Source organism: Rossellomorea vietnamensis, assembly GCF_001305855.1.
Lineage (GTDB): Bacteria > Bacillota > Bacilli > Bacillales > Bacillaceae_B > Rossellomorea > Rossellomorea vietnamensis_A.
The window spans coordinates 1-22923 of sequence record NZ_LIXZ01000007.1 but is presented as its reverse complement, the minus strand read 5'-3'; the positions used below and the strand labels follow the sequence as shown (position 1 = coordinate 22923).

Below are 22923 nucleotides of genomic sequence, written 5' to 3'. Positions count from 1 at the left end.
CTCAAATGGTTTATGCTTCTATTTCCCGATAGTGCTTTCTGCGATGGATGCGAAATCTGAATGTGAGATAAAGGATGGTTCCTCCCATGGAAACGAATAAGAAGATGAGGGTGAACATCACATTATACCACATGAACGCATAATCCCCTGTGGAGATGATGGCTCTGAACGCATTGATCGTGTACGTCATCGGCAAGAATTTTGAGAAATGCTGCAGGAATTCAGGGACCAGTTCAATTGGATAGGTACCTGCACTGCTCGTCAATTGTAAGATCAATATGAGAATCCCGATGAATCGCCCTGGATTATCAAGGGATGTCACCAGGAATTGGACAATCGATAAGAACGTCCAGCTCGCCAGGATACTCATCATGATAAAGAGCGGGATACTGGTCACTTCAAGGCCGAGTCCCCATAAAAGAATAGAATCTGCCAGCAGTGCCTGGAAAACCCCTGCAAACATGAGAACACCGAATTTCCCGATGAACCATCCGAATCCGCTTCTCGGCGTGACAGCCGGTTCCCGCATCGGGAAGATGATCGAAATCACGAGCGCCCCGACAAATAAGCTGAGTGACAGGAAGTACGGGGTGAAGCCCGTTCCATAGTTCGGTACATCGTGGATCGGTTTGTCTGTCAAGGTGACTGGTTTTGCGAACATTTCATAGATGTCGTCATTGGCGTTGACGTCATTCGCATCCTCGGCGCCGTCCGCAAGCTTGTTTTTCAGCTCGGATGATCCATCCGTCAGTTTATTCAGGCCGTCTGTCAGATCCGTTGAACCATATGAAAGCTTCCCAAGACCGGATGATAAGTCTGTAGACCCGTTCCGGAGTTCTCCCAGGCCGCTCATAAGATCCTTGAACTTGGATGAAAACATCCCCAGTCCTTCTGACAGGTCATTCGATCCTTGTGAGAGCTCTCCAAGTCCGTTATACAATTTCCCGGATCCGTCATATAAGCCGCCAAGACCATTGACAAGCCGATCGGAGCCTGAAGATAATTGGCTCGTGCCATCAGCCAGGTCTGATGATCCTTTGGCGAGTTTCGCGGATCCTTCTTGTAGGGCATCGGTTCCATCGTCGAGTTTACCGAGGCCTGCCGTTAAGGCGGTGCTTCCGTTTTCGAGTTGCTGAACCCCTGTTTGGGCCTCACCTAGTTTTTCACTGAATTGAGAAAGACCGGCAACGAGTTGATTTTGGCCATCAGCCAGTCGATCTGCTCCATCTGCCAGCTTCTGCTGACCGTCTGTAATCTGACCGAATCCGTTTAAGATCTTTGACTGGCCATCAGATACTTCTTTCGCACCCGATGAGAGGTCTTTCGATTTGGACTGCAGCACAGTTGCATTGTCTGAAAGCTGCTGCAATCCTCCACTTACCTCCTGGCTTCCTCCCGTCAATTGACCTAGAGATGATTTAAGTTCTTGCAGTCTTTGCTTTTGAGCAGGATCCTGTTCCTGTTCAATCAGGGCATCGACATTGGCCGTTTCTTCCTGAAGCCCTTGACTGACCTGATCTGATCCTGCTTTTGTATCGCTGGCACCGTTTTTGAAATCAGTGGCTTTGCCAGATAATAATTCTGCCCCATCTGCCACCTTTTTTGACCCTTCTGCCAAAGCTGGTAGATTACTATTCATTTCATTTAAACCGGCCAGTGACTGATGAAGGCCACCTGCAAGATCCTCTGCGCCTTTCTGTGAGTCCTTCGCCCCGGTCAGAAGTTTTTGATTCCCTTCTGTCATTTGCGTGAGGGCTGCATCAAAGGATTGTAGGCCGTCCGACACTTTTTTAGAGCCGGCGTAAGCTGAATCGACACCTGTTGAAAAAGCAGTGGACTTCCCGGCGAGTTCCTGGAGCTTTTGATTTAACGTTTGAGCTCCGCTATTCACGCTGTTGATTCCGCCGTTCAGGTCCTTGGCGCCGTTTTGGGCTTTGCCGATGTTTTCTTTCAGTGCGCCTGCTCCGCTTTGGGCCGAGTTGACTCCATTTTCAAGCTTATTCGCACCCTCTGCAACGGATCCGACACCGTCATCGAGTTTATTCGCTCCCGATTCGGCATCTCCCAGACCGCCCGACAGTTTATTGGCGCCTTCATGAGCGGAATCGATCCCGTCATGAAGGTCATCTGACCCTGTTGTGGCGTCGCCAAGCTTATCGTTCAGTTCCCCGGCTCCATCGCTTGCTTCAGTCAGTCCGTCCCCGACCTCCTTGATCTGGTCAAACATCGATTCGGCATAGGTTTTGGTAACCGCGCCGGATACTTCTTCCTTAATCTTCTCAATCGCCGAGTCTCCTATTTTAGAAGAAAGATAGTTTGAACCCTGATTGGCCGTATAGACCAATTCCAGTTTCTCGGGGTGGACGTCCTCGAGGGTCGTCGCATGCTGAGAGAAATTCTCGGGGATTTCGATCTTTAAATAATAGTCCCGGTTCTCAAGTCCCCGATCGGCTTTCTCTTCATCTACGAATCTCCAATCAAATGTGTCGTTCTCTTTCAGGTCTTCTACAAAGTCTTTTCCAATCGTCAGTTTTTCACCGTTGAAATCGGCACCTTTATCATTGTTGACGACGGCGACAGGGAGCTGATCCACCTGGCCGTACGGATCCCAGAATGCCCATAAGAATGTTCCGCTGTATAACACAGGGATAAACAACACTGCTAAGACGGCAATCAACAGGGTCTTATTCGTAAAGATGTTACGAAATTCACCCTTAAGTGAATGCAATCCTTTCATTTTATCATTCCTTTCGAATATATGACTATTTTCACCATTCGGTCATAAGAGTCTAAAAAAAGAAAGGACCATTTACGTGGATAATCCTTTCAGTAAATAATCCTCCATGATTGCGGCAATTTTTTCAGATGATAGGGGTGGATGATTCCGTTCCCAATCAGACACAAGGGAAATGTATACTTTCAACAAGATAAATGAAATGATTTCCGAATCGCAAGGCTTGATCTGCCCACTCTCCATAGCCCGATCAATCTTGCTCTTTACATAGGCGATCAATTCATTTTCAATATGATGAAGCATTTCCTCCACGGCACGGGTACCGATTTGTTTCTCTTCCTCGATCAACTTCAGCATCAGCTGATGATCGGTCCGGTACTCAAGAAGCGTAATCAATGCCTCGTGGACATTTTCATAAAAGCTGTTGTCAGGTTGGATGGCAAGATCTGCTGACGATTTCATTTCCCTTACCATGCTATAGACGATTTCTTCGAACAGTTCATCCTTATTCTTGAAGAACGTGTAGATCGTCCCTTTCCCGACATTCGCAAGCTTCGCTACCTGATCCATCGTCGTCGCCTTATATCCAAACAGCGAAAAAGACTTCGTCGCCGCTTCCACAATCAACTCTCTTCGATCAATAGACATCCTTTTTCATAACCCCCTGACCAAACCAGTGTTTCGTTCAAACCCATTCTAAAACCCACTATAACATCTCCACGGAATAGATTCAAAGATGAAGAAAGTAGGAGGGACGGACCTCGACTCCTAGTACCAGCTCCTAGGAATAGAGGTCCGTCCCTCAAATGTTAATACAGTTTTCCTTGTCTATAGAGGACCGTCGATAGTTTCATGACGGAGTGGATGTAGCAGTTCTGTCGGAGTGGGAATGGATCTCCGAAGAATAGGGGCAGGACGGTGTCGAGGGTGGTTTTCATTTTGTCGTAGAGGAGGTTGAAGACTTCTTCCTCTGTGTAGAACTGGGTCTCCCTGCCCTGCAGCCATTCGAAGTAGGATACGATGACCCCACCGGCATTGGCGAGGATATCCGGGATGATGATGACCCCTTTTTCACTCAAATATGTGTCAGCTTCAGTGGTGATCGGTGCATTCGCTCCTTCGACGATGATCCTTGCTTTGACTTTCCCTACATTGTCCTTGTGCACCTGATCTTCAAGGGCAGCAAGCATCAGAACGTCAACATCCAGATAAAGGACCTCATCTCGCTCTTGAATTTCCGCCGTTACGCCTATTTTCTTCAACTGGCCGTCTTCAGTCGGCAGGTCACCCTTATTCTTCATCGTGAACTCGACCAGAGCCGGGATGTCCAAGCCATCTGCATTGAACAGCGTCACATTCCGGTCACTCACCGCCACCACTTTATTTTGCAGATGAGTGGATTTGTGGGCTTCAAGGGCTGCTACTGATCCTACATTACCAAATCCCTGCACAGCAACTGTCAAAGGCCGATCTTCATAATCAAGGGCCGTTTTCGCGAAGATATTATCCGTCTTCGTCAGCAGGCTCTTCTGCTCCTTCACGAAATTATGGACCAGGTAGCGGAATGTAAAGAACACACCTTTGCCCGTCGCTTCCCGTCGGCCAAGAGACCCTCCATTCACGACGCTTTTTCCGGTAAAGCTCCCCCTGTAAGGCATACCTGGACGAATGCTCTTATACTCCGCCATCATCCAGTCCATTTCACGTTCGCCGGAGCCCATATCAGGAGCCGGGATATCCTTGTCCGGTCCAAGGATATCACTGAAGTACTGCACGTATTTCCTCGCGATGAGATGTAACTCCTTCTCTGAGTACTCACGGGGATTCAGGATGATCCCGCCTTTCCCGCCTCCGAAAGGTACATCATGAAGGGCATTCTTAAGGGTCATTAATGATGCCAGGTTCACGACCTCTTCTTCATTCACCGACTCATGGAAACGGATCCCGCCCTTATATGGCCCGAGGGCATTATTATGCTGAACGCGGAACGATGGGATCCGGACGACTTTCTCATCATCGAGGGGAATCCGCAGATACGATTTATGTACGTGATTCGGCGTAGACAGGATCGACGTCAACGACGTAAACGCTTTCTTTCTGTTCTCACCTTTCACTTCCGGTAAAAATGACTGGTCTTCAAGTAACGCATTTAATGATTTCTGGACAATATCTCTTGTTTGGCTGATCAAATTCGGTCCCTCCTATTTGGTTTAATGAAAATTTTGGTATTTAGTATAGGGTTACCCTTTTTGGGGTGGTTAAAAACGACTATTGGGAAAGTCTTGAATTCAATTTTTTTCATTATAAAAGCTATTTTCTAAACCTTTCCTCCCAAAAGGCATAAGCGGGAAAATTTCATGATAAAGGAAACCTTGACAACCTCACCCAATATACTATAATTGTATTATTTATATTCCGACTAAACTAATAAGAATTATAAGATAAGGGGTGATGAGATGTTCATTGAGATCAACCGTTTAAATAAGCAATATCTTGATAAGACGGGGAAGCCCACTGAAGTGCTGAAAGAGATTAATCTCGAGATTGATAAGGGTGAATTCGTATCCATCCTCGGTCCATCGGGTTGTGGGAAATCCACCCTTCTTTCAATTGTGGCAGGATTGACGGATTCTACATCCGGAGAAGTCCTTGTAGACGGAAATCCGATAAAGAAACCCGGAAAAGACCGGGGCATGGTCTTTCAGCAGGCCGCGCTGTTTCCGTGGCTGAATGTCCGGGACAACGTTACTTTCCCTTTAAAAAAAGAAATGTCCAAGAAAGAAGCAAGAGCCCAGGCCGCCAAATACTTACATATGGTCCAGCTCGGAAACTATCAGGATCATTACCCTCACGAACTCTCAGGAGGGATGCAGCAGCGGGTGGCAATCGCCCGTGCTCTCTCCATGAATCCGGAGATCCTGCTCATGGATGAACCATTCGGCGCCCTGGATGAACAGACCCGCTCCCGCCTCCATCATCAGCTCGAAACAATCTGGATGGAAACGAAGAAGACCGTCCTGTTCGTCACTCACAGCATCTCGGAGTCTATCAAGCTATCAGACCGGATCATCGTCATGGGGACCCGGCCCGGAACGATTTTGGCAGATATCAAAGTGAATCTCCCTCGTCCCCGGGATGCCCATAAGGAAGAAATGGTGAAAATCGAAGAACATATCATGAGCTTTTTAAAGAAGGAAATCGACAAAGTAATAAGTGAGGAATTGGCCTATGAACACAGCTCTTAAACGCATCATCTTCTTTGCCCTCATCATCGGCCTTTGGGAATCGGGGTCACGATTGGGATTCTGGACGGAAATCGTCCTTCCTTCTCCGACTTCCGTTTTCCATGCACTCTACACAGGCATTGCCGATCAGACCCTAATCATTGATTTGATCGCGAGCTTCAAACGTCTCTTTATCGGTCTTGGGATTTCATTAATCATCGGCACAAGCATCGGCGTACTTCTGGCTAAATCCAAAACCGCCGATGATACGCTCGGGTCATTGCTTCTAGCTTTCCAAAGTGTACCGAGCATCGTCTGGCTGCCCTTAGCGATCATGTGGTTCGGACTCAATGAAAAAGCCGTCATATTCGTCGTCATCCTCGGGGGAACATTCGTCATGGCCCTGAATATCCGTATGGGAATCAAAAACGTCTCTCCCCTCTTTTTAAAAGCCGCACAAACGATGGGCTCGAGAGGATTGGATTTATTCATCCGGGTCATCTTCCCGGCATCGATCCCTTATGTAGTCACCGGATCGCGCCTTGCCTGGGCATTCGCATGGCGGGCACTGATGGCAGGCGAACTCCTCAGTACAGGTCCGGGGCTTGGATACACGCTCCGCTACGCCTCGGATTTCGGTGACATGAGCCTTGTGATCGCCGTCATGATCATCATCGGCGTCATCGGGGCCATCGTCGATCAGTTACTTTTCCAGCGAATCGAGAAATCCGTGATCAAGCGCTGGGGATTGGAATCGTAAAAAAAATTTGCGGGTTCACCCGCCATTAGGAGGATAAATAATGAAAAAAACATTTTTACTATTCACGATTTTCTTCACATTCCTTGGGGTTCTCTCAGGCTGCGGAACAGAAAAGAGCTCGGGAGATGTCAGCAAGAAAGTCGTCATCGGCTACTTCCCGAATATTAACCACGTCCCGGCCATGGTGGCGAAAGACAAAGGATTTTATGAAAAAGAGCTGGGAGACGGCACGAAGGTCGAGTACAAAACGTTCCCGGATGGTTCTTCGTTCATGACCGCCTTGAAGACGGGTGATATCGATGCGGGGCTTGTTGGACCAGGGCCTGCCATGAATAACTATATGACCGGTGCTGACGTGAAGATCATCGGAGGCGGTTCAACGGGAGGTACCGTGGTCCTTGCGAGTAAGGAAAGCGGCGTGAAATCCGTGGACGATTTTGCAGGTAAATCCTTCATCACTCCGGCAGTCGGTTGTACCCATGATGTACAGGTGGAAACGTTCCTCGGCGAGCATGGGATCGAGTCCCAGCGCATCGGAGGCACCATGAAGCACGTAACAGGGAATCCTGCCCAGTATGCGAATATGTTGAAATCAGGGAAAGTCGACATCGCCGTCGCTCCTGAACCTTGGGCCGCGGTGATCCAGCAGGAAACCGGAGCGAACATCATCATCGATCATGATGAAATTTCCTTCGGGGAAACACTTCCTGCTTCCGTACTTGTGGCCTCAGGCAAATCGGTAAAAGAAAATCCGGACACGATTCAAAAAATCGTGGATGCCCATAAAGAAGCGACTTCATTCATTGAGAAAAACCCTGAAGAAGCGAAAGAAATCACGATCAAAGACGTAAAAGAAGTCACCGGACAGGAACTGAGCAAGGAAGTCGTCGACCAGGCTTGGGAACGAATCGGATTCACGTACAAAGTGGATTCAAACGCCGTCCAGGCATTCGCCGACTCCTCCTACGAACTCAAATTCCTGAAAGAAAAACCAGAATTCACCGATCTCATCGACAAACAATTCATCGACTAACGAACAAGGTCCGTCCCTCCACGTTTGAGGGACGGACCTCTATTATAGAAGGAGGTAGTTTGCAGTGGGTGTGAAGTCTATGGTTTCTATTTTCGCCTTGTGTTTGCTGTTGTTGGGCGGATGTCAGGGGCAGGATGTGGAGGAGTCGTTTCCGATGAAGGTGGAGGTCGGGGTCCTGTCCGCCGTTGATCAGGATGGGGAGAAGACGTCGCTTGCCGCTCTCAATAAAGGGAAGATCATCGTAGCCGATTTTATTTTTACAAATTGTGATACGGTCTGCCTGCCGATGACGGCGAACATGGCTAAACTTCAGAAGAGGGTCGCCGAGGCCGGGTTGGAGGATGAGGTCCAATTGGTTTCGATCAGCGTCGATCCAGAGCATGATACGCCGGATGTGCTGAAGGAATACAGCGGCCGGTATGAATTCGATGACGGGAACTGGAGCTTCCTGACGGGATACACTCGGGATAAGATTGAATCCTTCGCTAATGTATCGTTTAAAACTCCCGCCGCTGCGGTCGAGGGTTCAGACCAGTTTGTCCACGGGACCTCTTTTTATCTTGTGAGTGAGAACGGCGTTTTGTTGAAGCAGTATGAAGGCGTGTCGAATCCTCCATATGAGGAAATGATTGAAGATATTAAGCGATTGAAGTGACCTTTCCGTGTGGTTCTAAGGGGTTCCGTTTAGGGAGAGAAAATAGCAAATAGCATTATAAATAGCAGGCTAATTCGCATATGAAATAGACCTGCTTTATTTGTTGTTATAACAATGTTCTCATTCGTTTTGGGAGTGAATTAGCACATCAAATAGCACCTTAATTAACAAGCGTACAATAATTATTGTCCAGCTTAAAAATGAGGTGCTAATTAGGGTGTTAAATGACTTGTCAATTCACATCCTGTTCTTGCGGATATGAGCCTCTATTGAGGAATTGTGTGATACAATTGTAAATAATGGATATTCCATTAAAGGGCAGGTTAGTTGAACAAGAGTGAAAGGTAACATCATTTTATTGAGGGGTGAGATTTATGGGCTTTTGGTATTTCTTAATATTGTTTGTAGGAATATTTTTAGTTGTTAAAGGTCTACGTGGGAATAAAAAAATTAGCTTGATAATTGTAGGGCTTTTATGTACTGCGTTCTCAATATTTATGTTTTCTCCAGGGAGTGCTGAAATCATTTCGGAATTGTTTAATTTGGATTAGAGTGAACACCTACTGTGGATTTTTACTAACGGGGGCAATAACTGAAGATCAGCTAATTGATCGCCGGCTACTGCCCTTCTTCAATTAACGGGGCAGGATAATTGAAGACGGTGCTATTCTATTTTGAGAATAAAAGGAACAGGAAATGTAAATAAAGTCAAAAACATTATTGGAAAAGTAGGTGCGCTAATTGTCTGATATTGAAAAAATAGATGAACTGTTAATATCCCTAATTAAAGAATCTCCAACCTTGAATAATGGGTTCAACATAATTGAGAAGTATGCAAAAAGTATAGATGATTCAGCGGATTTAAAAGACTTTAGGAACCAACTAACTGATAGCTATAAACAATTTGAGGATTGGCTTAATTGTTTGTTTGAACAAGAGAAAGTTCCAAATAACATACTTGCTTTTAATTTTGGTCTTTTTGAAAGTGAAGACGGTATTCAGCTTTATATAACAGGTTCGACTGAATGGGAAATTGATGATGAGGAGTGGGCGAGTAATAACGATTATTTTCTTGAAGGAAGGTATGCTAATATAACCCTATATAATGATTTGTATAATTTTTGGGAAGATGATTTTTATTTAGGGTTATTTCTAACGATTTCATCAACAATCACTCTTGCAAATAACTATTTGCTTTCTCACCCTTCACGATTCTCAAAAGAAGTGGTATTTGCAACGGGATTTGATGATGGTGACTTATATAACTTTGCAAAAAAAACTGATGAAAAAGTAACGAGTTTGTTCAACTAACGGGGGCTTTAACGGAATAAGAAGTTAATAAAGACATAAAAACCCAGAGTACTCTGGGTTTTTTACTGTTAAATATAGTGCTATTTACATCACTATTTCTGCTGCTAATTGGGGGTGAGATTTAAGGTTTTCCCTCCCTCAACGGGACCCGTTAGTGTGGTTCGGGGAGGTTTTTTTATTGTTTGAGGACTTATTGGGAGTAAGGGAGGTTATTCTTCCATAGAACTTGGACTTTTTCCTATCCTTCTCACGGCTGCTTTAGGAATCATGCGTCTTTTTGGGGTAATCAAGCGGGAATTCGGCTTTTCATGCGGAATAAAAATGATTCATGACCCATACACAGGAATCATGCCCCATTTCAGATAATCATGCCGGTTTGTCGAAAAATCTTTAAGCGCTTCCCCCTCCCTTTTTAGAAATTCCCGAAGTAGTAATTCTCTCCTTCAACCCCTTGTCGATTATCAGAAAAAAACATGAAAAATAAGAAAATTCCGTCGAAATACATGATATACTGTTAGAAATAGGTATTTTGACGGAGGTATAAATGACTGATATTCTAGTGGTTTTTATTAATATAACATTGAGTGTCCTATTATCGGCCGGCTGTAGCTATTTGGCACTGAAGGAAGCGTTCAAGCGAAACGGCCAGAAACAATTAGTGAGCAAAAAGGAGTTATGGCTCCCTTCCTTTATTTATACGATTTTTTACTGCCTGCTTCACGCTTCCGTGATGTGGATGGTTTCATATGATATTTTCATCGAGCGTTTCATCTATTTCGCTCCGATCTTTTTGGTGATTTGTTTTTTCAGTATTTATCTGTCTTTACGTCTATTTCAGAATGTGAATACGGATAAGGTTCACTTTTTCAAGGGAGGGTTCATCTTTTCCCTGATCATGTTGGCGGGGAATTTCGCCACGTGTACCGGGCTGATTTATCCTTATGTTGAATTAAAACCGATGTACATAGGGCTGACGATCTTGATGACTCTTGGTGTGACGTTTCCTTTTTTCCGGATGCTCCTGCAGCTCAACAACCAGGAAAACAGTTCCTATCGAGGGAAAACGCACGCATTTTGGAGCTTCATTATTGGCCTTGGTTTCTCAGGGATAACCTATCTCACGGCTTATTCCCTTCTTTCACCTGAGAAATATGGACCGCAGCTTTCCCGGGTGGAAAACAATCAGATGCTTCCTTTTATCATTGAGATGGCCATCCTGCTGGCACTCTGGTTCATTCCGGACCAATTGGCCAATGATTTACATAAAAAACAGATGAAGAATATTTACGAGAAGGAACAAGAATACAGGTCATTATATCAGAATAATCTTTCCGCCATTTTTACATATAATCGGAATGCCGTCATCATAGAAGCCAATAATAGAGCTGCGGATATGACGGGCTATCCTATCGAGATGATGATTGGTCGAGTCTTCCAATCGTATGTCATGAAGAAGGATCTGGACGAGATCCAGACCGCATTCCAGAAATCCTTGATCGGGGAGCCCTCGAAGTTCGAAATGAAGTTCCCCCACCGAAAAGGGCACATCATGTCCATTCAGGTCATCGTGGTGCCGATTCATCTCGATGGGGAAGTGACAGGTGCCCATGTCCTGGCGACAGATATTACGGAAGCGATCCGGGACAAGGAGCAAATCCAGTACCTCGCCTATCATGATGAACTGACCGGATTACCGAACCGGCGCCATTTTAATGAAGAATTCGAGAAAAAAGTACAGGAGGGTCATGAGCAGATGGCTATCCTGCTCCTCGACTTGAACCGATTTAAAATCGTCAATGACACACTGGGACATGGATACGGGGATGAGCTGATCTCCCGTGTAGGAAAAAGATGCGTAAAAGTGCTGGGCACGAAAGGCTTCATTGCACGGATGAGCGGTGACGAGTTCATCGTGCTTCTTCCTTCCATCGGATGCCGGAATGACGTCCATAGGGTGGCGGCTGCGATTCATGAAAGCCTGGAGACCCCATTTGATATCGGGGGCCATGACATCATCACTTCCACTTCCATCGGGATTTCCCTTTACCCTCAAGACGGACATGATCTTTCCACCCTGTTGAAAAAGGCAGATATCGCCATGTATACGATGAAAAAGAGCGAAGGCGCGTATCAGCTTTTATTTTCCGATCAGCTTGAGGAGAAAGGGATCAACCCGATTGAGCTTGAGGAAAACCTGAGAAAAGCACTGATCAATGAAGAGTTTGAGCTTTATTATCAACCTCAACTTTCCTTGACGACAAACACGATCGTCGGGGTGGAAGCCCTGGTCAGATGGAACCATCCTGTGAAAGGATTGATTTCACCCGTGGACTTCATTCCTTTGGCTGAAGAAACGGGGCTGATCATTCCACTTGGACACCGCATTCTGATTGAAGCCTGCAAGCAACTGAAGATCTGGATGCAGGAAGGTCATGAGTTCAAGATTTCCATCAATGTTTCTTCCCGTCAATTTCATGATGTCACATTTGTCGATATGGTTAGGGATGTTCTGAACACATACGACGTCCCCCCTTCCCTCATCGAACTCGAAGTAACGGAAAGCACGACGATGCATCATGTGGAAGAAGCCCTGACGAAACTGACGACCCTGCGGGAAATCGGCGTATCCATTGCCATTGATGATTTCGGCATTGAATACAGCTCGTTAAGCTACCTGCAGAAATTCTCGATTCAGACCCTTAAGATCGACCGCAGCTTCATCATGGGACTGGATGATCATGAGTCCAATAAAGCCATCGTTTCCGCAATTCATGCCATGGCCAAGCATTTGAATCTGACCATTGTGGCAGAAGGTGTGGAAACCGAATCACAGCTGGCATGGTTGAAGGAATTGCAGTGTGAGTATGCTCAAGGGTTTTACTTCAGCAGACCTGTGCCGGCTGGGGAGCTGAGTGACTATATTGATGGTCGGGAAACTGAAGTTGTGATCGTTTAACAGTATAATAAGTGAAGTGGGTCCCGGAGGATTGCTGTCGGGACTTTTTTCGTGAAATAGGAAAGGTTTTGTAAAGACAGATGCTACCCTTCACACTAATATCATGTAAATTTTTCGTAAAACCAGCCTTTCCCAAAGGATATCCTTCTCCCTCGTCTGATAATATAGAAGAAGATACATATTTTCGGAGGTGTAAAGAGTGAAGCAATCCGATCTCTCCTTATTATTAGCATCATCCATTCCCAAGAAGAAGAAAGTAACAAAAGCCATCATCCCTGCAGCCGGACTCGGCACACGATTTCTCCCGGCCACGAAGGCCCAGCCGAAGGAAATGCTTCCGATCGTAGATAAACCGACCATTCAATACATCATTGAAGAGGCCGTGCATTCCGGGATCACGGATATCATCATCATAACGGGCCGGGGCAAAAGGAGTATCGAGGATCACTTTGATAAATCATATGAATTGGAAGCAACCTTGGAGAAAAAAGAAAAATGGGATGCCCTTGAGGAAGTGCAGTCGATTGCGAATCTGGCAAACATTCATTATATCAGACAGAAGGAGCCGCTGGGGCTGGGCCATGCCGTCCTGTGTGCCCGTTCCTTCATAGGGGATGATCCGTTTGCCGTCATGCTGGGGGATGATATGATTCTTTCTGACCAACCATGTGTCAGCCAGCTGATTGATTCTTTCAATGAGTTTCAAGCACCGATCATCGGGGTTCAGGAAGTGAAGGAGGAAGAAGTATCGAAGTACGGGATCGTCAGTCCTTTCCCAACGGATAATTCGAAAGATGACCACCTTCACCGAATCCGGGGACTGGTTGAAAAACCTCTTCCACATGAAGCTCCTTCAAACCTGGCGATCATGGGCCGATACATTTTAACCCCTGAGATTTTCTCGTATTTAGATCGATTATCCGTGGGTGCGGGTGGAGAATTTCAGTTGACCGACGCATTGAACCACTATAATCAAGAACACTTTATGTATGCGAAAGTTTTTGACGGAGACCGCTATGACATAGGAGATAAGTTCGGATTCATTAAAGCAACGATTGAATGTGCGATGAAAAGGCCGGAACTCCAATCCTCCTTAACCTCATATTTGAAAGAACTGCTTAAAAAGGTGGGAACCGAATGAATATTTCAGTGATCGGTGCCGGCTATGTTGGTCTTGTCACAGGGGCATGCCTGGCGGAAATCGGGCACCACGTTATATGTCTGGACGTAAACAAAGAAAAAGTGGAGATGTTAAAGAGCGGGAAGTCCCCTATCTATGAACCCGGGATAGACGATTTATTGCAAAAGACCACCCAGTCCGGCCATTTGTCCTTTACCACAGACTATCCCGTTGCCTGCGAAAAGGCTGAAGTGATCATCATTGCCGTGGGAACCCCTTCCCGTCCGGACGGCTCTGCCGACCTGTCCGCCCTTCAGGATGTGGCGGAGAAAATCGGTTTCCATGCCAGGCACGATGGACCGATTATCGTCACGAAGAGTACCGTACCCGTTGGGACCAATCGCAAGATCCGCTCCTGGTTGAACACCCATCAGACCGGTAAGTTCAGGATTGCTTCAAATCCCGAATTTCTTAGAGAAGGATCCGCCATCCATGATACGTTCAACGGTGATAGGATCGTCATCGGCGCGGAAGAGGAAGAAACAGCTAAGAGATTAGAAGAAATGGTCGCACCGTTTGGGGTGCCGATTTTACACACGTCAATCGAAAGCGCCGAAATGATCAAATATTCCTCTAACGCCTTTTTAGCAACCAAGATCAGCTTCATCAATGAAATCGCCAATTTATGCGAAAAGCTTGGGGCGAACGTTGAAGATGTGGCAAAAGGAATGGGCATGGATCAGCGAATCGGTTCGTCCTTCCTTCAAGCCGGCATTGGCTATGGGGGATCATGCTTTCCGAAAGATACGAACGCCCTCGTCCAAATGGCCGGGGAAATGGAGCATGATTTCGAATTGTTGGAATCGGTCATTCACGTCAATGCCAAACAACAAGTAAAATTGGTTCAAATGGCGAAAAAGCGTTTCAAGGACCTGAAGGGTAAGCGGGCAGGACTATTGGGCCTCTCCTTCAAACCCAATACGGACGACATCAGAGAAGCGGCTTCCATGGAAATGATCAATCTGCTGCTGGATGAAGGTGTCCAGGTTACGGTCTACGATCCGGTTGCTCAGGAAAATGTAAAATCCATCCTTGGTTCGCGTGTGATATATGCAGACCATTGCTTTGAAGCCATCGAGGATCAGGAGATGTTATTTATCGCGACCGAATGGGAGGAATTTAAGGTCTTACGATTGAAAACCATCTCCAAGCTTATGGAAAACCCTATACTATTTGATGGCCGTAATTGTTTTTCCGTTGAGGAAGCTGAAGGTGCGGCCATTGATTATTATTCGATCGGCAGACCTGCCGTCATCCATTCCGTATTAAAAACACCTCATTCCGAGTGAATGAGGTGTTTTCATTACATCACAATGTTTGATTCCACAGGGATGCCGATCGTAAACGTTGTCCATTCTTCATTAGAATGACAGCTTATGTTGCCACCATGCTTTTCAATCAGCTTCTTACAAATATACAGACCGATCCCGGTCCCAAGGTCCTTCGTCGTGTAAAAAGGTTCAAAGATCGCTTCGATGGTTTCTTCTTTGATCTGTGGGCCATTGTTGGAGATGACGAGATTCGTCCTGCCTTCTTTTACATTACAGGAGACGTTGATATGCCTGTGCCCGTCCACTTCCTGTAGGGCATCGATGGAGTTCATGATGAGATTGAGAAATACCTGTCTTAATTCATCCCGGTTTCCGAACACCTTGATGTCGGCATCACATTTAAACTCGATTGAAACATCCCCATCCAGCAGGGTCGGGTACAGGAACTCGATCGTCTCTTCCAAATGATCGGACAGGATGATTTCTTCCCTTGTACTATCGATCAGGTCTTTTCTCGATACGTGGAGGAACTGGGAAATGCGGTAATTCAATTGTTCCAGCTCATGCTGCATGATATCCAGGTAAGGGAGGTCAGGATAGCCGTTCTGCAGGAGCTTGGTAAAGCCGATGATGGACGTCAGGGGGTTCCGGAATTCATGAACGAAGCTTGAACTCATCTGACCGAGGATCGTCAAACGTTCCTTGTGGGTCTGGTCGATATACAGTTCCTTCTCTTGAAGCTGCTGCTCTTTGATTTCCGTATATTTTCTCACGGCGAGATAGGAAAAGCGGTCAAACAGGGAATTGATATCTTCAATCAATGGCTGCAAATCCCTCAGTTCGATTCCAGAATTACTTACCCATTTGATGACGATGCTCTTGCCTATATTCACATTGTAAACAAATTCGCTGATATTCACGTTGGCATTGACCCGTTCAAGGGCCGTCTTGTGAGCAAGTGTGGTGATTTCATCTTCCGTGAGGGGCTTCACGATCGCACGCTTCACTAATTGAAACATTTTCACACCATTATTCAGAACTTCTTCTTTATATAAATCGTTATCTGAAAGCACGATACTTTTGCGCCAATTATGTAGAAATTCGTCTGAATGATCCTCCAGGTATTGTATCAGCAAGGTTGAAGCACTAGTCATTGATTGGCATTCCCTTCATTCCGGTTATTGTCGAAATATTCGTTGATAATATCATAACAGAAAAAAAGGGCAATTTAATGAGTATATGTAAAAATGTCATGAAAAGAAGACATTTGAATCCCTTGTAAAATGAAAAAGAGCATGGGGATGTGCCCACGCTCTTTTCGCTACTTTTCAAAAAGGTCCGTCCCTCTGATCACTCGAAGCTTTTGGCCCGGTTGAAGCCATTCTAGTAAAGGAAGATCTTCGTCACATACTCTTCCTATAACATTGACTGCGGGGTTACTTTCTAAGTCACGTCGAACAATCTGCATTTCCCCTCTATACCGCCCATACAGATCATTATCCTGTGTAAACGTGCCCCGTGGCCGATCCACTGTATCAAGGGGAGGCACCTCATCCTTCGTCCTTGTATCAAGCAACCTGAGTACGTCCCGACCAGGATCCGGCCGGAGCCGATACTCCCCTTCGATTTCACCGCTACCCTTGTACGAGAGCTCGATGACATTTTCCTGATCAAAGTGATGGAGCTTTCGAAGCAGTTCCCCCGAACATCCGGGATCACCGACAAAGACGCCGGTCACACCCCACCGCTTCAACTGGACGGCGCTGACATAAGGATTTTGGCCGCGATGATCTTCGAGTGTAGGCAGCCCTAGATGGAGGGGACCCCGCTTTTTTTCATCTCCCGGTATAAATGCATAGACAGGAATTCCGAGCCTATCATACAAGTCTTGCTGCTTCAGGAAAAACTCCTCATCCAGCCCCGTTTCCGGTTTCGGGTAAAAGTTATGCCAACTAATCATGTTTCCTGTTTCCAGGCCGCAATCGATCCACCGTTGCAGTTCTTTTTCTCCAACGGTACTGGCATTGATGGCGATCCGAAAATGACGGGATAACCCGAGCATTTCATCCGTCGTGAATCCATCATCCAGTCTCAGGGACGTGACACCCAATTCTTTCAGTTCTTCAAAATGATGAAGACCGAGAAGAGCGGGCGTCTTCTTCGAAACATCGGCAAACACCTGGAATCCCTCCCTTTTAAAAAGGGATAGGAGACCCTTCACCCGCTCGGAACTTATCCCTGATTCTTCCGGGATATGAAGGGAGGTAAAAGCGAGTTTGACACCTGATGCCGAGGCACGAAGAATTCTCGCTTCGGCATCTTCATCAGACAGATAGACTGAAATGCCGATCATTCAAACTCACTCGCCATTTCATCCTTGAACCCGAACATGTACGTCAGAGCGAATCCTGCCGCATAGGCAATCAATAGTCCAAGAGTATAGTAGAGGATCTCCCCAGCGTTGACTAAGAAGATCAACGGCAGACCGGATACCCCGATGGCAAACGTCGCCACATCGAAGTACGCCTGGAAGGCTCCACCGAACCCTGCTCCTAAACAGGCCGTCAGGAATGGTCTTCCTAAAGGAAGAGTGACACCGAAGATCAGTGGCTCACCGATTCCAAGCATCCCGGCAGGAAGCGCCCCGCCGATCGCCCGCTTCAGCTTCTTCTTTTTCGTTTTCATGAAGATGGCAAATGCAGCTCCAACTTGACCGGCTCCACCCATGGCAAGGATCGGCAACAGCGGGTCGTCCCCGATTGTATTGATCAGCTCCAAATGCACCGGCGTCAATCCTTGATGCAAGCCTGTCACAACGAGTGGCAGGAAGGTAGCGCCAAGTACGAACCCGGCAACAATGCCGCCCATGTCAATAAGAGAAAGAAGACCATTTGTAATAATATCTGAAATAAAACCACCCACCGGCATAAATACCGTGTATGTCAATAAACCTGTAACAAGCAACGCAATCGTCGGCGTCACAATAATGTCGATCGCCTGTGGAATGACTTTTCGAACATTCTTTTCAACAAACGCCATGAAGATGGCTGCAATCAGAACACCGATCAACCCGCCCCGTCCAGGCAGCAGATTTTCCCCAAACAGTGTCACATCACCAATGGCAGGATTGATGATCAGAATACCGGCCAAACCTCCAAGTGCAGCCGATCCGCCGAATTCCTTCGCTGCATTCATCCCGACAAGGATACCAAGGTAACCGAATAACCCGCTTCCGATGATGGAAAGCATCATGACAAGCTGGGATTCCCCGTTCAGCCAGCCTGCCTGTACGAAGAACTTCGTGAACCCGGTGATCAATCCTGATGCGATCAGTGCAGGGATCAAGGGTATGAAGATATTCGCCACGCGTCTTAGAAGCAGCTTGAATGGCGTCGCGTTCTTTTTCTTCAGATCAGCCTTTTGCTCTGCTGCCCGTGCTTTCAGGTCAAGATCCCCTTTTGTTTCAGCAACGAGCTTCCCGAATTCTTCCGTCACCTTATTGACTTTTCCCGGTCCCAAGATGACCTGGTACGTTTCATCCTCCACGAACCCGAGTACCCCTTCTATCTTCTTGATCTCGGCTTTCTGGACAAGCTCTTCGTTATACACCTTCACTCTCAATCTCGTCATGCAATGTTCATAGCTTGCGATATTATCAGCACCGCCAAACCGTCCCAAAATGACTCCAGCCAATTCTTTATTCGTCACATTCACCTTCCCCTTTCGTTCCTTTGTTCTATTGATTGTCCCTCCCATTCTATTTCTATGAACGGATGGGGACAGGTACCCCTATACGATCAGCCTATTTTTCAATCGCCAGCCGGACATATCCGTTGGCATCTTCCAGGCGGCTCTTCGCTTCTTCGTACTCACAGCCGAGTGTGATCATCACGATCGAAGGCTTCACTTCATTATTCGCCTTCTTCAGCGTCGCTGCTGCCGTTTCTTTATCAGCCCCCGTGATGCTCTCGATGATGCCGATCGCCCGCTGCTCAAGCTTATAATTGCTGATATTCACATCGACCATCAGGTTACCGTAGGCTTTCCCTAGCTTGATCATGCTTGCAGTGGAAATCATATTCAGCACCATTTTCTGAGCCGTACCCGCCTTTAAACGGGTGGATCCCGTCAATGCTTCGGGACCTGCATCCACTTCGATTGCATGCTCTGCTTCGGCAGAGATTTTCGACCCTGTATTGCAGGAAAGAGCCACGGCTGTTGCCCCTACCTCCCTTGCATACCTCAAACCACCGATGACATAAGGGGTACGCCCGCTTGCTGCGATGCCGACAACGGTGTCCATAGGAGTCAGTCCGATTCCTTTCAGATCCGATACACCTAATCCTTCATCATCCTCGGCTCCTTCTACCGCTTTCACGAACGCCTTCTCACCGCCGGCAATCAAACCGACGACGACCTCACTACCCACGCTGAAGGTCGGCGGGCATTCCACCGCATCCAGGACACCGAGCCTGCCGCTTGTACCGGCTCCCATATAAATCAGCCTTCCACCTTGAGAGATGGATGTCACGACCTTATCGACCACTTCTTCTATTTGAGGGATGACGAGCCTTACCGCTTCCGCCACCTTCTGATCTTCCTCATTCATCATGTAAAGAATGTCGCCGGTACTCGCTGTATCGATCCCGAGCGTATTCTGATTCACCTTCTCTGTTGATAATTCAAAAACATTATCTTCTTTCACAAGTCATTCCTCCCAGAAATCTGTATGCGTTTTCATTAATTCTATTATAATCGTTTTTAAAATAATATTTCAATTACATTTTACATTATATGAAATTTAATTTTAGAATAGACCGGTGTTTTTGGTGGGAATAGCGGTGGATTTTTCTAATTTAATCGTTATTTTCTTATTAATAGGAAGAGTGCTGGTTGATTTCCGCTGCAGGTGCTCGCTTTCCGCGGGGCTGGCGGTGAGCCTCCTCGGGCTTTGCCCTGTGGGGTCTCACCTGTCCAGCATTTCCCGCAGGAGTCGAGCACCTTCCGCTCCAATCAACTTCATGGGCATAAAAAATATATCGAAAAACACCACACGTTTTAGAGTTCACTCAATCCATACTAGTTAATAGAGGATTATTAGATTCAATTATTTAACAACCTCATTAAATAGACACGATACATTCAACCAACGACAAATAGGAGTTGGAACACGTTTCCTACTCCTGTTTTTTGAGATTCAGTTCGAGGTCCGTCCCTCAGGAATCGGCGCCGAATTCGTCCGGGTTCTGGAGGTGTGAGTGGAATCCTGGGAGGTAGAGCCCGGTTTCGTTGCGGTTCATGGATGAGATGGTCGGGATGGTGGAGAAATGGGTCATGGTGACGGCTGCCCTCTCCCTCTGTTTGGTGATGACACTTTCTGAACAGTTGATTTCAAGTTCTTCGCCGTTTGTAAAATGCACATAGGTTTTTCCTTCTCTGGTGGAGGTTGACTCGATATGCTGGCAGAACAGCCACATACAATCATAATCGGTTGGGGCCATGGTGGGTATCGCATAGATGTATTGCTGCGGGCAGATCATAAGAGGTGTTTTTCTAAGGTAGTCGAATGCATGCCGGACGGCTTTGATCCTTCCATCGTATGTGGACCTGTACACCATACAGGATTCGTCCAGAATTTCCATGGAGGATTTTTCACTGTAAGTCTTTCTCCTATCAAAGTCATGGACCACCGACTGGTGAACCCCATCATACGCCGGACAAATTGCCACAGTCCTTCGAGTAACCATCTCTTTTAAACTTTTCAAATCTAACACCTTCCTTTTTCCCTTTTTGTCATAAGCCCCTATTATCAGATTCTTCTTAGATATGAGACTTTATTACTATTATATACCAATACCAGAATATTTCCATTTATATTTGTTGTTTTTGAGAAAAATCTCATAATTTGAGGAAATGAGTATTTTTTCGTCGAAAACACTAGCCAGTCCATTCCATTTTGCAAACTTATTATGGTATATTTTTCATAGTATATTTGTAAATTCCTTTGTGTTGAAAGGAAAAAGGCTTGTTAAATGTTATTAATCTTCTAAGAAAATTGCAAAGTGATTCAGTGGATGACGAACATCTGATGAATATGTATGAGTTGTTGTTCCATCACTATCCTGCTGGATGTTGACGGCAATATTATCGCGTCCAATGTCGCATCCGATTGTGGGTGGGAAAAATAAACCCTATATTTAAGGCAGATAAACCTCATGTTTATCTGCCTTTTACAATTTAAATTGATGCCATCCCATCAAGAAGTTTTCATTCTTGACCTGGGTGGATTCTTTGTGTTTGCTATTTTGTCATCCTTCAATCGAAAAAGTCTTTCGAATCGCATCCTCATACTCCGAATGCTGCACTCTGGATTTGGCATATTTTTTCGTTACATTTATATCCTTATGACCAGCGAGCTTAGAGACCACTTCCAGGCCCACACCCTTATCGATTAATTGCTGACAGAAGGTATGGCGTAATTTCTGAGCATTCACACCGTATTTCTTTAACATATACTGCACAGCTCTCTCTGTTAGTCTCTCATTGGATTTTGATACAAACAACGCCTTCTCCGTAGGATTAAGTGGTAAATATTTCGTGAGATGATCTTTCAGTTCATCAGATAAGGGGATGACCCTTTCTTCCCCATGAGGTGACATTACCTTTAGATTGCCTTCAAGAAAATCAAGATCAGACTGATTCAATCCACAAAGCTCAGACACTCTTATCCCTGTGTGAAGAAGCATGTATACAATGGCTATATTTCTTTCATTCTCATGCTCTCTTACTTCCGATAACAACATCTCACAATCTTTCTTCATAAGAACATCTATTTCATCATTCTTATCAGCCTTTTGAATTTGGATACCCAACGTGACTTGTGGCTTCTTTAAATATTTTGAAAAAGTTCTGATTGCTCCCAGAATTTTATCTGTTGTAATTGGGCTCTTTCCCTTTTCTTCTAAAAATAGGATGTAGTCCTGAACATCTGTCTGAGTTACCTCTTCGAGTGTTTGCTGATTTTCCTGAAGCCAATGTTCAAATTTCTTAAGTTCTTGATGGTAAGTTGAAATGGTATTTAATGATTTCCCTTCCTGTTCAAGCCACTTTAAAAACGAATCAATCGAAGTACTAGAAGAACTTTGCAAGAGTACCACCCTTTCAGATCAAACCTCTATTTACTTAATATCGTAGAACGAATGGAAGAAGAAGTCAACTTCTCCGAATATAAGATATTCTTTCTTCACCATTGCCTGACAACTGGTATGGAGCATATGGTTGGTTTTATGAGTGATGTGAGTTAGATAGTCTACATGTCGGGTTTTTAATGGAAAATTGCAGATTATGAATGTATACAGGGGATTAGATTCAATCAATTGGCCTTATTGGAGGGAGTATGAACTTTTCACGAGGAGTCTGGTCCTGGGATTTAGGGATTTGGCTGTTATTACTCAGATTATGAACTTAAATATGAACGTGGGTAGGAGGGTGTTGGAATACTCTTGATTGAATCACCTAACCTGGGTGGAATCATGCGTCATTGGATGAAGTTCATGCCGGTATTTCAATAATCGTGCGGGAAAAAGGTTTTTCAAGCTGCGTCGGGATTTATCATGCGACATTCCAATTATTCGTGCCAACGTGTCGAAATTTCTTTACCGCGTCCCCACCAGTACACTAATTCCTCATTCGCCCTCCCTCTTCCTCAACAGGTAGATCCTCCGTTCCTCAAACAGACTCTCTTTCACTATGTTCTTCGAACAAATCCAATCAAAACCAAAAAAAGAGTAACTCCTAAG

Annotated in this window: 17 protein-coding genes; 8 read left to right on the top strand and 9 right to left on the bottom strand. The window is 45.7% G+C overall.

Annotated features, from left to right (window positions below; all coding sequences use genetic code 11):
• Positions 1–10: 10 nt before the first annotated feature.
• The 3 genes from AM506_RS10640 to AM506_RS10630 form a co-directional block, all read right to left on the bottom strand.
• Positions 11–2737 (bottom strand): YhgE/Pip domain-containing protein, encoded by a 2727-nt coding sequence (locus AM506_RS10640; RefSeq protein ID WP_060672474.1) that lies wholly within the window; start codon positions 2735–2737, stop codon positions 11–13.
• Between the two features lie 72 nt (positions 2738–2809).
• On the bottom strand, positions 2810–3382 hold the full coding sequence (locus AM506_RS10635) for a TetR/AcrR family transcriptional regulator (RefSeq protein ID WP_060672473.1): 573 nt from the start codon (positions 3380–3382) through the stop codon (positions 2810–2812).
• 161 nt (positions 3383–3543) lie between these two features.
• Positions 3544–4923, bottom strand: a complete 1380-nt coding sequence (locus AM506_RS10630; RefSeq protein ID WP_060672472.1) for a Glu/Leu/Phe/Val family dehydrogenase — start codon at positions 4921–4923, stop codon at positions 3544–3546.
• A gap of 267 nt (positions 4924–5190) precedes the next feature.
• Between AM506_RS10630 and AM506_RS10625 the strand changes: the two genes are divergently transcribed.
• The 8 genes from AM506_RS10625 (at position 5191) to AM506_RS10590 (ending at position 15142) form a co-directional block, all read left to right on the top strand.
• Complete coding sequence (locus AM506_RS10625; protein ID WP_060672471.1) at positions 5191–5979, top strand: ABC transporter ATP-binding protein; 789 nt, start codon at positions 5191–5193, stop codon at positions 5977–5979.
• Positions 5963–6718 carry an ABC transporter permease gene (locus AM506_RS10620; protein WP_060672470.1) on the top strand — a complete coding sequence of 252 codons (756 nt, stop codon included), beginning with the start codon at positions 5963–5965 and terminating at the stop codon, positions 6716–6718. The genes AM506_RS10625 and AM506_RS10620 overlap by 17 nt, the downstream gene beginning before the upstream one ends.
• 40 nt (positions 6719–6758) lie before the next feature.
• Positions 6759–7751: an aliphatic sulfonate ABC transporter substrate-binding protein gene (locus AM506_RS10615; protein WP_060672469.1), complete on the top strand. Its 993-nt coding sequence runs from the start codon at positions 6759–6761 to the stop codon at positions 7749–7751.
• A gap of 64 nt (positions 7752–7815) precedes the next feature.
• The gene (locus tag AM506_RS10610) at positions 7816–8406 is read left to right on the top strand and encodes an SCO family protein (RefSeq protein WP_235576093.1); all 591 of its coding nucleotides are present in this window, start codon (positions 7816–7818) and stop codon (positions 8404–8406) included.
• A gap of 741 nt (positions 8407–9147) precedes the next feature.
• On the top strand, positions 9148–9717 hold the full coding sequence (locus AM506_RS10605) for a hypothetical protein (RefSeq protein ID WP_060672468.1): 570 nt from the start codon (positions 9148–9150) through the stop codon (positions 9715–9717).
• 544 nt (positions 9718–10261) lie between these two features.
• Positions 10262–12673 carry a sensor domain-containing protein gene (locus AM506_RS10600; protein ID WP_060672467.1) on the top strand — a complete coding sequence of 804 codons (2412 nt, stop codon included), beginning with the start codon at positions 10262–10264 and terminating at the stop codon, positions 12671–12673.
• Between the two features lie 199 nt (positions 12674–12872).
• Positions 12873–13814 (top strand): UTP--glucose-1-phosphate uridylyltransferase GalU, encoded by a 942-nt coding sequence (gene galU, locus AM506_RS10595; protein ID WP_235576092.1) that lies wholly within the window; start codon positions 12873–12875, stop codon positions 13812–13814.
• Complete coding sequence (locus tag AM506_RS10590) at positions 13811–15142, top strand: UDP-glucose dehydrogenase family protein (RefSeq protein ID WP_060672466.1); 1332 nt, start codon at positions 13811–13813, stop codon at positions 15140–15142. Before galU ends, AM506_RS10590 begins: the two co-directional genes overlap by 4 nt.
• A 14-nt stretch (positions 15143–15156) precedes the next feature.
• On the opposite strand, the gene AM506_RS10585 is transcribed toward AM506_RS10590, so the two are convergent.
• The 6 genes from AM506_RS10585 to AM506_RS10560 form a co-directional block, all read right to left on the bottom strand.
• Complete coding sequence (locus AM506_RS10585; RefSeq protein ID WP_060672465.1) at positions 15157–16278, bottom strand: sensor histidine kinase; 1122 nt, start codon at positions 16276–16278, stop codon at positions 15157–15159.
• Positions 16279–16445: 167 nt separating this feature from the next.
• Positions 16446–17477: a MupG family TIM beta-alpha barrel fold protein gene (locus AM506_RS10580; protein ID WP_060672464.1), complete on the bottom strand. Its 1032-nt coding sequence runs from the start codon at positions 17475–17477 to the stop codon at positions 16446–16448.
• The gene (locus AM506_RS10575) at positions 17474–18832 is read right to left on the bottom strand and encodes a PTS transporter subunit EIIC (RefSeq protein WP_430341778.1); all 1359 of its coding nucleotides are present in this window, start codon (positions 18830–18832) and stop codon (positions 17474–17476) included. The genes AM506_RS10580 and AM506_RS10575 overlap by 4 nt, the downstream gene beginning before the upstream one ends.
• Before the next feature lie 94 nt (positions 18833–18926).
• Positions 18927–19829 carry an N-acetylmuramic acid 6-phosphate etherase gene (gene murQ / locus AM506_RS10570; RefSeq protein WP_060672463.1) on the bottom strand — a complete coding sequence of 301 codons (903 nt, stop codon included), beginning with the start codon at positions 19827–19829 and terminating at the stop codon, positions 18927–18929.
• Positions 19830–20340: 511 nt separating this feature from the next.
• A complete protein-coding gene (locus AM506_RS10565) occupies positions 20341–20871 on the bottom strand; it encodes a competence protein ComK (protein WP_152968575.1) in 531 nt (176 codons plus the stop codon).
• A 561-nt stretch (positions 20872–21432) separates the two neighbouring features.
• Positions 21433–22272 carry a tyrosine-type recombinase/integrase gene (locus AM506_RS10560; protein ID WP_060672461.1) on the bottom strand — a complete coding sequence of 280 codons (840 nt, stop codon included), beginning with the start codon at positions 22270–22272 and terminating at the stop codon, positions 21433–21435.
• Between the last annotated feature and the right edge of the window lie 651 nt (positions 22273–22923).